Source organism: Demequina subtropica (assembly GCF_000971235.1).
Taxonomy (GTDB): domain Bacteria; phylum Actinomycetota; class Actinomycetes; order Actinomycetales; family Demequinaceae; genus Demequina; species Demequina subtropica.
On sequence record NZ_BBMB01000006.1, the window covers coordinates 172,335 to 184,947 of the forward strand.

A 12,613-nucleotide genomic window follows, 5' to 3' on the forward strand; every position below is an offset into this window, starting at 1 on the left:
CGGTGCTCGATCCGCTGACCCTGCGCGTCGCCATGACCGCGGTGGCGGCGACGCTGCTCGTGCTGTCCTACACCGGCGTCTACCTCCGCCACCGCTCCCGCTTCGCTGCATGGTGGTCCGCGGCGCTCATCGCGGTCGCGGCCAGCACCACGCTGTACCTGTTCAACGGTAGCGAGGCGCAGACGTTCAGCGTGCCCATCGCCAACGCCCTCGGCGTGCTCGGCGCGGTCTGCACGTGGGCCGCCGCCCGATCGCTCCGCGGTCGCGCGACCGGCTGGGGCCCGGTGCTCGTCGGCCCCGCCGCCACGATGCTCGTGACGCAGCTCGACTCCCCCACCACCGATACGTGGGCGGGCGGCGCCGCCTTCCTCACCGCGATGGCCGTCTACTTCGGCCTCGCCGCGCACGCCATGCGCGAGGTCCGGATCGAGCACCGAGACTCGAGCGGCCGCTACTCGTCGGCGAGCGCGGACCGGGCCACCACGGTGCTCGGCACGACGGTGGGCGCGCTGAGCGCGGTCTACGCGCTCCGCGCCGCGCTGTTCGTGTCCGTCGGGCCCGACGCGCGGCTCTTCGAGACCCTGGTCGGCACCGTCCCCGTCACCATCGCCCTGATCGTGGCGCTCGTGGTGGTGACGTTCACCATGACCGAGCTGAGCCAGGCCGAAAGGGTCTTCGACCTCGAGCTCCGCGCCACCCGCGACAGCCTCACCCGGCTCTGGAACCGCGCCGAGTTCGTCCGCCGTGCCGCGCTGCGCGTCGCGCAGCGCAACGAGCTCACCGCGATCGTCGTGGCGGACCTCGACCACTTCAAGGCGCTCAACGACGCGCACGGCCATGCGGCCGGGGACCGCGCGCTCGCCGCCTTCGGCGCCGCGGTCCGCCATGCGCTCGGACCCCGGGACCTCGCCGGCCGGCTGGGCGGCGAGGAGTTCGCGCTGCTCATCGCCACGAGCGACGTCGGCACGGCCCGGGCCCGCGTCGAGGCCCTCCGGCTCGAGTACACGGTCGCCACATCCGATCAGGACGCCACGCCCACCGTGAGCTGCGGCGTGGCCTTCGCGAGCGCGCGCGAGCCGCTCTCGGAAGCGCTGCAGCGCGCCGACGCGGCCATGTACCAGGCGAAGCGCGAAGGCCGCGACCGAGTGGTGGTCGACTCCGTCGCGTGACGGCGAAACGATGCCCCCCAGGGTGTGACCAAACCCATACCCCGGGAGGTCCGAATCGTCGCAACCAGCGCTCGCGCGGAGGTTAACCTGACACCGCTATGGATGAAATGACACTTAATGTCGCGCTGACCCTCGTGTCGTTGACGGTATTGGTGCTCTCGATCTTCGCGGTGTATCTCCGCGACCGTAGCCGGTACGCCGCCTGGTGGATCGGCCTGCTCATCTCGGCGGCGCTCAGCAACGCCATGAGCCTGGTGATCACCGACCAGAACGCGCTCATCACGGTGCCCCCTGCCAACGCGGCGGGAGTGTACTCCGCCGCGTGCGCGTGGGCCGCCTCCAGGGCCCTGCGCGGCGCACGCACCGGTTGGCGCCTCACGCTCCCGGGCGTGGCAGCAGCGTCCGTCGCATCCGCCATCGAGGCGCACGAGCTCGGCTACTGGGCCGGCAGCACCGTCACGCTGCTGTGCATGACCGTGTACTTCGTGCTCTCCGCTCGGGACCTGTGGATGCTCCGAGACTCGCACGCGCGAGCAGAGGGCGACGTGTCCGCCTCGGCCGGGACCATGGCCATCACAGGGCTCGCCGTCGGAGCCTCGGCCCTCGCCACCTTCTACGTGTGGCGCACCGTGCTCTTCGTCGCGTTGGGGCCGGAGGACCCGTTCTTCGCCGCCTACGCCGGCGTGAGCGCGAATGCGCTCGCGGTGCTGTTCCTCCTCATCATCATCACGTTCACCTTGAGCGAGCTGAGCCAGGTCGAGCGCGTCGTCGACCTGCAGATGCGCGCGACGCTCGACACGCTCACCGGTCTGTGGAACCGCGACGAGTTCACGCGACGCGCGGCCGTCCGGCTCCGCGGGCATGCCGGCGGCGCGACCGTGGTGGTCGCCGACGTCGACCGCTTCAAGCAGCTCAACGACACGTGCGGCCACGCGGCCGGGGACCGCGCCCTCGCCGCGTTCGGGGCGACCCTGCGCGATGGCATCGGCGCACGGGACCTTGCGGGGCGGATCGGTGGCGAGGAGTTCGGGATCGTGTTCGCGACCGGCGACACGCAGTCCGTTCTCACTCACCTCTCCGAGATCCGCGGGGCGTACGCTCGCGCCACGGCGGCCGATGTCGAGACCATGCCCACGGTGAGCTACGGCGTGGCGGTGGTCGAGCCTGGAGAGCGCCTGGATTCGGCGATCCACCGCGCCGACGCCGCGATGTACCGCGCGAAGCGCGAGGGGCGCGACCGGATCGTGGTCGCCGAGCGGCCACGCACGGACGGCGCATCGTCCCAGGCCGCCTAGGCTCGGTGCATGGTCCGCCGTCCTCAACTGCTCACGCTCGCACTGCTGACGGTCCCCCTCGCGGCCTGCACCGCCCCGCTCACGGTCGAGCCGGCGCCGTACGCCGCCGATCCCGACTGCGCACGGATCATGCTCGCCGTGCCCGACGTGGTCGGCGGCCTCGAGTATCGCGAGACCACGTCGCAGGCCACCGCGTCGTGGGGCGAGGAGTTCCCGCTCGTCATGCGGTGCGGCGTCGAGCCGCCAGGGCCGACCACCGAGCAGTGCATCGCGGTCGAGACCTCGAGCGGCACCGTCGACTGGCTCGTGATCGACGAGGACACGCGGTGGCGGACCGTGACCTTCGGCCGCTCCCCCGCCGTCGAGCTGCTCGTGCCCAAGGAGCGGGCGCAGGACGCGATCGGGGACGTGCTCGCCGAGGTCTCTCCCGCGGCGTCGCGCGCGCCGTCCAACGGCCTCGAGTGCCGCTGACCGCCGACCGCCCACATCTGACAGAGCGAACGGAATCGGCTGCGACACGCCGCGCGCATGCGGATGTGAAGGAGTCCAGGACGGCGTGTCGAGCCCAGATCCGTTGGGGGTGTCGGGACGGGCGTCAGCGCAGACCGACCGGGCGCTCGAGCGCCACGGTCAGCAGGGTCTCGATGAGCTCGCCGTACGGGATCCCTGCGGCGGCCGCCATGCGCGGGTACATCGAGGTGGTGGTGAATCCGGGCATCGTGTTGATCTCGTTGACCACCACGCCGCCCGCGTCCGTCACGAACACGTCCACACGGGCGAGCGACTCCGCGCCGATCGCCCGGAAGGCGCGCTTGGCGAAGTCCGCGACCGTCGCGGCGACCGCGGGCTCGAGCGAGGTCGGGCACAGCAGCGTCACGGCGGCCTCGTCGAGGTACTTCGCGTCGAAGTCGTAGAAGTCGTGATCGCCGCCCGTGATGATCTCTCCCGGGGGCGAGGTCAGCAGGCCCGACGCGGTCGCGAGCACCGCGGTCTCGATCTCGCGTCCCACCACGGCCGCCTCGATGAGCACCTTCGGGTCGTGCTTCTGCGCCCCGGCGACGGCCGCGTCGAGCGCGTCCCAGGACGACACCTTCGAGATGCCCATCGACGATCCGGCACGCGCGGGCTTGACGAACACGGGCAGGCCCAGCGCCTCGATCGCCTCGCGCTGCGCCTCGATGCCGCGCTCGGGGGTGACCACCACATCGGGCGTCACGGGCAGGCCGGCGTCCGCGAAGATCGTCTTCATGAACTGCTTGTCCATCCCTGCCGCCGAGGCGAGCACGCCCGACCCGACGTAGCGGACGTCGACCAGCTCGAGCGCGCCCTGGACCGTGCCGTCCTCGCCCCACGGCCCGTGCAGGAGCGGGAACACGACGTCGATCTCGCCCAGCGAGCGCAGCGCGCCGTCCTCGACCACGCGCCACTCGCGTGATCCCGCCTCGAACGGGGGGATCACCACGGCATCGGACGCGGGGACGTCCGGCATCTCGCCGTCGACGATGCGCCAGTCGGCGGCGTCGTCCGACACGAGCGTCCAGCGGCCCTCGCGGGTGATGCCGATCGCGATCACGTCCCAGCGGCCGCGGTCGATCGCGCCGAGCACGCCTCCCGCGGTCACGCAGGACACGCCGTGCTCGGTCGAGCGCCCGCCGAAGACCACGGCGACGGTCGGGTTGCCCATCAGTCGACCTCCGCCTTGCGCGGGCGCGTGATGAGCGCCTCGATCACCGCGTGCACCGGCGCCTCTCCCTCGAGCATCGTCACCACCCCGTCGCAGATCGGGACGTCCACGCCCGCCCCGGCGGCGAGCTCCTGGACGGCCGCCGCGGTCTTGACGCCCTCAGCGGTGCCGCGCGTCAGCGAGATCGCCTCGTCGAGCGTGCTCCCCCGCCCCAGGTGAGCCCCGAGCGTGTGGTTGCGCGACAGCGGCGAGGCGCACGTCGCGATGAGGTCGCCCATGCCCGCGAGGCCGGAGAAGGTCTCCGGGCGCGCGCCGATCGCGAGACCCAGGCGCGTGATCTCCGCGAGCCCTCGCGTGATGACGGTCGCGGTGGTGTTGTGGCCGAAGCCCAGCCCGTCGGTGATGCCCACACCCACCGCGATGACGTTCTTGTACGCGCCGCACAGCTCGACGCCCACGACATCGTCGTTCGTGTAGGGGCGGAAGTAGGACGATGCGGTCGACGCCGCCACCAGCTCGGCCGCCTCCGCGTCGGCGGAGGCCACGACCGTCGCGGTCGGCTGGCGCTGCGCGATCTCGCGCGCCAGGTTGGGCCCGGAGACCACGGCGATGCGCTCGGGCGCGAGCGCCCAGACCTCGGAGAGCACCTCGGACATGCGCTCGTGGGTGCCCTGCTCGATGCCCTTCATGAGCGACACGGCGACGGCGCCGTCGGGCACCAGGTCACGGAACGGCGCGACGATGCCTCGGACGTGCTGCGCCGGCACCGCGACCGCCACGATGTCCGCGCCCGCGAGCGCCTCCTCGACGTCCGTGGTGGCGTGGATGCCCGCGGGCAGCTCGACGCCGGGGATCGAGCCCTCGTGGCGACGGTCGTCTCGCACGGAGCGGATCACCTCGGGATCGCGCCCCCACAGGGTCACGTCGGTCCCCGCATCGGCGAGCACGGCCGCGAAGGTGGTGCCCCAGGCGCCGGCGCCGAGCACCGCCGCACGGGTCATCGGGCGGGCCGCCCGTCGCCCTTGGCACGCATGTCGTAGGGCTCGTCCGGCGGCGTCTCGCCTCGAATCTCCGCGACCATGCCTGTCAGCGTAGTCATGATGCGATCCGTGGCCTCGCGCAGCGTCGCGGTGTCGAGGTCCCCGCCGCGCAGGTCGTCGAGGTCGACGGGCGGACCCGCGACCACGGTGATGGTCTTGCGCGGGAACGGGTGGATCATCTTGCCGTAGCGCGGGAGCAGACGATGCGCTCCCCACTGGGCGATGGGCACCACGGGGACGCCGGTCGAGAGCGCCATGCGCGCGACACCGGTGCGCGCCGCCATGGGCCACAGCTCGGGGTCGCGGGTGAGCGTGCCCTCGGGGAACATCGCGATCATGTCGCCGCGCTCGAGCACCTCGACCGCGGCGTCGACGGCCTCAGCGGCACGCGACGTGCCGCGGTGCACCGGGATCTGGTCGAAGCCGCGCAGCAGCCAGCCGATGAACGACGCGCGGAACAGGCTCTCCTTCGCGAGGATGCGCGGCGGATGCCCGTTGTTGTAGAGGAAGTGCGCCAGCGTGAGCGGGTCAGCATAGGACACGTGGTTGGACACCGCGATGAACCCGCTGTCCATCGGCAGGTGCTCGGCGCCGTGCCAGTCCTTGCGGGTGGCCGAGGTGAGCAGCGCCTGCAGCGGGCGCGCCGCGTTGCGGTAGAAGCGTGACGGAGGCGTGGGCACGGCCTACTCGACCTCCGCCCCGAGGGCTGCGAGCTTGCCTCGGAAGTTCTCGTAGCCGCGGTCGATGATCCCGATGCCGCGCACGGTGGACGTGCCCTCGGCCGTGAGCGCCGCGATGAGGTGCGAGAAGCCTCCGCGCAGGTCCGGCACCTCGATGTCCGCCGCCTTGAGCGGCGTCGGGCCCGAGATTACGGCCGAGTGCTGGAAGTTGCGCGCGCCGAACCGGCACGCGACGTCGCCCAGGCACTCGCGGAACAGCTGGACCTGCGCACCCATCTGGTTGAGCGCGTCGGTGAAGCCGAAGCGGTTCTCGTAGACCGTCTCGTGGACGATGCTGAGGCCCTTGGCCTGCGTGAGCGCGACGACGAGCGGCTGCTGCCAGTCGGTCATGAAGCCCGGGTGGACGTCCGTCTGGAGGGCGATCGGCTTGAGGTCGCAGCCCGGGTGGTAGAAGCGGATGCCGTCCCGCACCACCTCGAACTCGCCTCCCACCTTGCGGAAGACGTTGAGGAACATGCCCATGGTGCGCTGCTGCGCGCCGTGGACGAAGATGTCGCCCTTGGTCGCGAGCGCGGCGGCGGCCCACGAGCCCACCTCGATGCGGTCGGTGAGCGCGACGTGGTCGTAGCCGCGCAGCCGCTCGACACCCTCGATGGTGATGGACCGGTCGGTGGACACCGAGATGATCGCGCCCATCTTCTGGAGCGTGTCGATGAGGTCCTTGATCTCGGGCTCGACGGCGGCACCCTCGAGGTGCGTGATGCCCTCGGCCATCACCGCGGTGAGCAGCAGCTGCTCGGTCGCGCCCACCGACGGGTACTCGAGCCTGTGCTTGATGCCCTTGAGCCCGTGGGGCGCCGTGAGATAGAGGCCGTCCTCCATCTGCGTGACGGTCGCGCCGAACTTCTGGAGGATCTCCAGGTGGAAGTCGATCGGGCGGTCGCCGATGCGGCATCCGCCCAGGTCCGGGATGACCGCCTCGCCCAGGCGGTGCAGCAGCGGCCCGCACAGGAGGATCGGGATGCGGGACGAGCCCGCGTGGGCGGCGATCTGCGCCGCGTCCGCGCGCACCAGGCTCGAGGTGTCCATCGCGAGGACCCCCGAGTCGACGTCGTAGTCCACGCCCACGCCGTGCAGGCGGAGCAGCGAGGAGACGACGGCGACGTCGCGGATATCAGGCACATTGCGCAGGGTCGACGGGGTCGATCCCAGCAACGCGGCCACCATGGCCTTGGAGACGAAGTTCTTCGCGCCGCGGACGGAGATCTCGCCCGTGAGGGGGCGCCCGCCGGTCACCCGGATGGAGTCGGTCATGGCGCCTATCTTCCCCCATGCCCGCCCCGAGGTCTGCATCGGCAGGTGTCGCTACGCTGTCGGCGTGACCGCCGCCGCACTGTTCGCCGGGCTCGCGACGCTCGACATCGTCCAGCTGGTCGAGCGCCTCCCCGCGCCCAACGAGAAGGTCGCGGCGCTCGAGTTCTCGGTCTGCGCCGGCGGCCCGGCGACCAACGCCGCGGTCGCCTTCGCACGATGCGGCGGCTCCCCCACGCTCGTCACGGCGCTTCCCCGGCACGAGCTCACGGACGTGATGCGCGCCGATCTGGCGCGGAGCGGGGTCTCGATCCTCGAGGCGGCCGCCTACGACGGCCCGCCCGTGACCGCCTCGATCATGGTCACGCGTTCCACCGGGGACCGCGCCGTGGTGTCGCCCTCGGGCGTGGCCACCCGCGGAGGCCTCGCGCCGCACGTCGAGGCGTCGCTCGACGGCGTCGGCGCCGTGCTGATCGACGGCTACTTCCCGGAGATCTCCCTGCCGCTCGCCGCACGTGCCCGCGCGGCCGGCATCCCCGTGATCCTCGATGCCGGGTCCCACAAGCCGCACACCGACGCGATGGTCGCGGCGTGCGACATCGCCGTCGTGTCCGACGACTACGCCCCGCCGGGGACGTCCGGCCGGCCCGACCGCGTCTTCGCCCACCTGGCCGGGCTCGGTGCGGCCGCGGCGGTGATCACCCGCGGGCCCGAGTCGGTGCTCTACCGGACCACGGCAGGTGAGGGCGAGGTCCCCGCCGTCGCCGTCTCGCCCGTCGTGGACACCCTCGGCGCCGGCGACTTCTTCCACGGGGCGCTCGCGTGGCGCATCGCCGCGCACGGCAGGGACGACGCCCGGCTCCCGGAGGACCTCCGCGTCGCCGCGTCGGTGGTCGCGGAGTCGCTCGGGAGCTTCGGCACGCGCGCCTGGCTCGGCTGACCCGCCGCCGCCCTCTCACTTCCTCACGGGGTCAGGCGATCACCACGTCGGCGCTGCCCCGCGAGCCCTCCACCAGGCGCGCGTTTGCCGCGTCCACCGTGTCGACCCAGCGTTCGGCGTCCCCCCGCTCGCGCCCGGTCGCGACGCGACGGTCGACGAGCCGCGCGCGGGCGACCTCCCAGGGCGTGCCCAGGAACCACAGCTCGTCGAGCGCGGGCCCGACGCGCTCCCACCCACCCGTCCGCAGGCCCAGGTAGTTGCCCTCGGTGACGATGAGCCTCGCGGAGGCATGGATCGGCAGCTCGCCGGCCACCACGTCGTGGAGCGCGCGGTCGTAGTCGGGCGCGAGCACATCCTCGCGCGCCTCGCGCACCCGGGTCAGGAGCGCGACGTACCCCTCGACGTCGAACGTGTCGGGCGCGCCCTTGCGTGCGGCGAGACCGCGGGAGTCGAGCTCCGATGCCGGCAGGTGGAACCCGTCCATCGGCAGGTAGGCCGCGGGCAGCCCACCCGTCTCGAGGGCCGCGACGAGCGCACGCGCGAGCGTGGACTTGCCCGCACCCGGCGGGCCCGCGATCCCCAGGATCGCCCGCCGCTCCGCGGCGAGGTCCGCCGCGCGCGCGACCAGGTCCGCCCTCATGGCGCCGTCACGAACACGTCGAGGAGGTCCGGATGGTGCGCGTGCACGAGCACCGCGAAGACGATCGCGTCGAACAGGAGGTGCACCGTCACCACATAGGGCAGCGACTTCGTGCGCGCGAAGATCCAGCCCTGCACCAGGGCGAACGGGACGGTGAGCAGGGGACCCCACTCGCGATAGCCCAGCTCCCACAGGAAGCTCACGAAGACGATCGCCTGCAGCGCGTTGGCGAGGGGCATCGGGAAGTGGGCGCGCAGCAGCGCGAAGACCACGCAGATGAAGAACAGCTCGTCCCACAGCCCGACCGCGTTCACGCCGACGAAGAGCCTGGCGATCTCTCCCCCGCCGTCCAGCGCGGGCCAGTTCCGGTAGGCCCCCGACGACAGGAAGTAGTAGGGAAGCACCAGGTATGCGACGGCGATCACGACGGCGAGGTAGATCCACATCGTCCGGCTCCACCGCTGCCCCGTCCCGATCGGGAAGCTGATGGTCCGGTCGCGGAAGGCGAGCCGGGAGATCAGCGCGGGCACGAGCACCGCGAGCGAGAGCGCGACGGTGAACCGCAGCATGCCCGCGTCGGAGAGGTCAGCGCGGAGCGGGATGGTCGAGACGATCGTCTGGCCCAGCGCGATGAGCGCGAGGTCCCGCCCGAGCCTCCGGTCCGCCGCAAGGCCGAGCGCGACGCCCGCGAGAAGCGGCGCGTACGCGAGCGGGCGCACGTGGACCGCGAACAGCAGCACGGCCGCGCCGCACACGAGCGCTGCCGCACCCACGCGGGCGGCGCTCCGCGCATCGGCCCGCAGCGCTGGCACCTGAGGCGCGGCCACTGTCATGATCCCGACTCTGCCAGACCGGGGATCACCGAAGGAGCGCACCCGCCGACGCGACGAGGGCCGCACCCCGGGTGGGGTGCGGCCCTCGTGGACGATGCGGGCGCCGGGTCAGGCGTCGACCGGTCGCGCGGCCTCGATGTGGACGCTCGGGAGGTGCTTGGCCGGCAGGGTCTGCGGGCGCCAGCCGGCACGCGTGCCCTCGAACGCGGTGATGTCCTCCTCATGCTGGAGCGTGAGGCCGATGTCGTCGAGACCCTCCATGAGGCGCCAGCGGACGTAGTCGTCGATCTCGAACGGCACCGTCAGCTCGCCGCACGTGACGGTGCGGTCCTCGAGGGACACCGTGATCTGCTTGCCCGGCTCGGCGTCGAGCAGCTTCCACAGCAGCTCGATGTTCTCCTGCGACACCACGGCCGCGAGGAGACCCTGCTTGCCGGAGTTGCCGCGGAAGATGTCCGCGAAGCGCGAGGCGATGACCACCTTGAAGCCGTAGTCCTTGAGCGCCCACACGGCGTGCTCGCGCGACGAGCCCGTGCCGAAGTCGGGGCCCGCGACCAGGACGCTGCCGTTCTTGTACTCGTCCTTGTTGAGGATGAAGTCGGCGTCGCCGCGCCAGGCCGCGAACAGCGCGTCCTCGAAGCCCGTGCGGGTGATGCGCTTGAGGTAGACCGCGGGGATGATCTGGTCGGTGTCGACGTTCGAGCGGCGCAGCGGGACGCCGACGCCGGTGTGGGTGGTGAACTTCTCCATGTCGGGTTCCTCTCGGGTCAGACCAGCGCCGCGGGGGCGTCGACCAGGTCGTCGGGGCTGGACAGCGTGCCGCGCACCGCGGTCGCCGCGGCGACGAGCGGGGACACGAGGTGGGTGCGACCGCCCTTGCCCTGGCGGCCCTCGAAGTTGCGGTTCGACGTCGACGCCGAGCGCTCCTGCGGGCGCAGCTGGTCGGGGTTCATGCCGAGGCACATCGAGCAGCCCGCGTTGCGCCACTCGGCTCCGAAGTCCTTGAAGATCGTGTCGAGCCCCTCGGCCTCGGCCTGGAGACGCACGCGCGCCGAGCCGGGGACCACGAGCAGGCGGACCCCCTCGGCCTTGGTGCGACCCTTGAGGATCGCCGCCGCGGCGCGCAGGTCCTCGATGCGACCGTTGGTGCACGAGCCGAGGAAGACCGTGTCGACCGGGATCTCGCGGAACGGGGTGCCCGGCGTGAGGCCCATGTACTCGAGCGCGTTCGCCGCGGCCTCGCGCTCGGCCTCGTCGGCGAAGTCCTCCGGGTTCGGCACGGACGCGCTCAGCGGCAGGCCCTGGCCCGGGTTGGTGCCCCACGTGATGAACGGCTCGAGGTCGTTCGCGTCGAGGTCGACCTCGGCGTCGAAGACCGCATCGTCATCGGTGACCAGCGTGCGCCAGAACTCGACGGCCTCGTCCCAGTCCGCGCCCTCGGGGGCGTGCGGGCGGCCCTTCACGTAGTCGAACGTCGTCTCGTCGGGCGCGATGATGCCCGCGCGGGCACCGGCCTCGATCGACATGTTGCAGATGGTCATGCGCGCCTCCATGGACAGCGCACGGATCGCGTCGCCGCGGTACTCGAGCACGTAGCCCTGGCCGCCGCCGGTGCCGATCTTCGCGATGATCGCGAGGATGATGTCCTTCGCGGTCGAGCCCTTGGGGAGCGTGCCGTTCACGTTGATCGCCATGGTCTTGAAGGGCTTGAGCGGCAGCGTCTGGGTCGCGAGCACGTGCTCGACCTCGGACGTGCCGATGCCGAACGCGAGCGAGCCGAACGCGCCGTGCGTGGACGTGTGCGAGTCTCCGCACACCACGGTCATGCCCGGCATCGTGAGGCCCAGCTGCGGGCCGACCACGTGGACGATGCCCTGGTCCGCGTCGCCGAGCGAGTGGATGCGGATCCCGAACTCGGCGGCGTTCTCGCGCAGCTTGTTGACCTGCTTGCGGCTCGTCTCGTCCGCGATGGGAAGGTCGATGTCGAGCGTGGGCGTGTTGTGGTCCTCGGTGGCGATCGTGAGGTCCGGGCGGCGCACCTGGCGGCCCGCGAGCCGCAGGCCCTCGAAGGCCTGAGGCGACGTCACCTCGTGGCACATGTGGAGGTCGATGTAGATGAGGTCCGGCGCGCCGTCCTCCCCCTTCCTCACGAGGTGGTTGTCCCACAGCTTCTCGGCAAGGGTGGTTCCCATCGCGCTCTCCTTCGCCTGCGTCGACATCTCATGTTTTGAGACGGTAGTATCGATCCGTGGACAATCATAGCGGAGTCGGAGTCATTGACAAGGCGGCGGCGATCCTCGGCGCGCTCGAGCAGGGACCCGCCACCCTCGCCGAGCTGGTCGCGAGCACGCACCTCGCGCGACCGACCGTGCATCGGCTGGCGCTCGCGCTCGAGCATCATCACCTGGTGGGCCGCGACGCGACGGGGGCGTTCGTCCTGGGCCGCCGGTTCGCGCAGCTCGCGGCCTCCGTCAACGAGGACCGGCTCGTGTCGGCCGCGCAGCCCGTGCTCACCGTCCTGCGCGACCGCACCGGGGAGTCCTCGCAGCTGTACCGCCCGCACGGCGACGAGCGCATCTGCATCGCGGCGGCCGACCGTCCCGTGGGGCTGCGCGACTCGATCCCCGTGGGCACCACCATGACGATGACGGCGGGCTCCGCCGCCAAGGTCCTGCTGGCGTGGGCCGACGCGGAACGCATGCACCGCGGGCTCGCCGTCGCGCGGTTCACGGCCGCGGAGCTCGACCGCGTGCGGCAGAACGGGTACGCCGAGAGCGCCGGCGAGCGCGAGCCCGGCGTCGCCTCCGTCTCCGCGCCGGTGTGGGGCGCGGCGGGCACCGTGATCGCCGCGGTCTCCATCTCCGGCCCCGTCGAGCGCCTCACCTCCTCCCCCGGCACGCTCCACGCCGCCGCGGTAGTCGATGCGGCGCGCCAGCTCACCGAGGTGCTGCAGCGCACGGTCATCGCCTGACCGCCTCTGCAGTGACATAGGTCCCTTGCACGCGCGCGCCCGCGCGCTCA

At 72.0% G+C, this 12,613-nt stretch carries 13 protein-coding genes; 5 read left to right on the forward strand and 8 right to left on the reverse strand.

Going from position 1 to position 12,613, the window contains the following annotated elements; genetic code table 11:
* The first annotated feature begins 2 nt into the window (after window positions 1–2).
* The 3 genes from AOM06_RS06775 (at window position 3) to AOM06_RS06785 (ending at window position 2,935) form a co-directional block, all read left to right on the forward strand.
* Entirely contained in the window at window positions 3–1,169 is a 1,167-nt protein-coding gene (locus AOM06_RS06775) for a GGDEF domain-containing protein (RefSeq protein ID WP_062303985.1), read from the forward strand.
* Window positions 1,170–1,267: 98 nt separating this feature from the next.
* A complete protein-coding gene (locus AOM06_RS06780) occupies window positions 1,268–2,464 on the forward strand; it encodes a GGDEF domain-containing protein (RefSeq protein WP_156163609.1) in 1,197 nt (398 codons plus the stop codon).
* 9 nt (window positions 2,465–2,473) lie between these two features.
* Window positions 2,474–2,935: a DUF3515 family protein gene (locus AOM06_RS06785; RefSeq protein WP_062303987.1), complete on the forward strand. Its 462-nt coding sequence runs from the start codon at window positions 2,474–2,476 to the stop codon at window positions 2,933–2,935.
* A gap of 124 nt (window positions 2,936–3,059) precedes the next feature.
* On the opposite strand, the gene AOM06_RS06790 is transcribed toward AOM06_RS06785, so the two are convergent.
* The 4 genes from AOM06_RS06790 to murA are packed head-to-tail and all read right to left on the reverse strand — an operon-like array spanning window position 3,060 to window position 7,182.
* Window positions 3,060–4,148, reverse strand: coding sequence for a D-alanine--D-alanine ligase family protein (locus AOM06_RS06790; RefSeq protein WP_062303988.1), 1,089 nt, complete (start codon window positions 4,146–4,148; stop codon window positions 3,060–3,062).
* Window positions 4,148–5,149, reverse strand: a complete 1,002-nt coding sequence (locus tag AOM06_RS06795) for an NAD(P)H-dependent glycerol-3-phosphate dehydrogenase (RefSeq protein WP_062303989.1) — start codon at window positions 5,147–5,149, stop codon at window positions 4,148–4,150. The genes AOM06_RS06790 and AOM06_RS06795 overlap by 1 nt, the downstream gene beginning before the upstream one ends.
* Complete coding sequence (locus AOM06_RS06800) at window positions 5,146–5,868, reverse strand: lysophospholipid acyltransferase family protein (RefSeq protein WP_062303990.1); 723 nt, start codon at window positions 5,866–5,868, stop codon at window positions 5,146–5,148. The genes AOM06_RS06795 and AOM06_RS06800 overlap by 4 nt, the downstream gene beginning before the upstream one ends.
* 3 nt (window positions 5,869–5,871) lie before the next feature.
* Window positions 5,872–7,182 carry a UDP-N-acetylglucosamine 1-carboxyvinyltransferase gene (gene murA, locus AOM06_RS06805; RefSeq protein WP_062303991.1) on the reverse strand — a complete coding sequence of 437 codons (1,311 nt, stop codon included), beginning with the start codon at window positions 7,180–7,182 and terminating at the stop codon, window positions 5,872–5,874.
* Between the two features lie 64 nt (window positions 7,183–7,246).
* On the opposite strand from murA, the gene AOM06_RS06810 reads away from it, so the two are divergent.
* Window positions 7,247–8,119 (forward strand): PfkB family carbohydrate kinase, encoded by an 873-nt coding sequence (locus AOM06_RS06810; RefSeq protein WP_062304047.1) that lies wholly within the window; start codon window positions 7,247–7,249, stop codon window positions 8,117–8,119.
* A 31-nt stretch (window positions 8,120–8,150) separates the two neighbouring features.
* Here the strand turns inward: AOM06_RS06810 and AOM06_RS06815 are convergent, their stop codons facing one another.
* The 4 genes from AOM06_RS06815 to leuC form a co-directional block, all read right to left on the reverse strand.
* On the reverse strand, window positions 8,151–8,759 hold the full coding sequence (locus tag AOM06_RS06815) for a nucleoside/nucleotide kinase family protein (protein WP_062303992.1): 609 nt from the start codon (window positions 8,757–8,759) through the stop codon (window positions 8,151–8,153).
* A complete protein-coding gene (locus AOM06_RS06820) occupies window positions 8,756–9,592 on the reverse strand; it encodes a CPBP family intramembrane glutamic endopeptidase (protein ID WP_062303993.1) in 837 nt (278 codons plus the stop codon). Before AOM06_RS06820 ends, AOM06_RS06815 begins: the two co-directional genes overlap by 4 nt.
* Window positions 9,593–9,700: 108 nt before the next feature.
* Window positions 9,701–10,342, reverse strand: coding sequence for a 3-isopropylmalate dehydratase small subunit (gene leuD / locus AOM06_RS06825; RefSeq protein ID WP_062303994.1), 642 nt, complete (start codon window positions 10,340–10,342; stop codon window positions 9,701–9,703).
* A 17-nt stretch (window positions 10,343–10,359) separates the two neighbouring features.
* On the reverse strand, window positions 10,360–11,784 hold the full coding sequence (gene leuC, locus AOM06_RS06830; RefSeq protein ID WP_062304048.1) for a 3-isopropylmalate dehydratase large subunit: 1,425 nt from the start codon (window positions 11,782–11,784) through the stop codon (window positions 10,360–10,362).
* 56 nt (window positions 11,785–11,840) lie between these two features.
* On the opposite strand from leuC, the gene AOM06_RS06835 reads away from it, so the two are divergent.
* Window positions 11,841–12,563, forward strand: coding sequence for an IclR family transcriptional regulator (locus AOM06_RS06835; protein WP_062303995.1), 723 nt, complete (start codon window positions 11,841–11,843; stop codon window positions 12,561–12,563).
* Window positions 12,564–12,613: the final 50 nt, after the last annotated feature.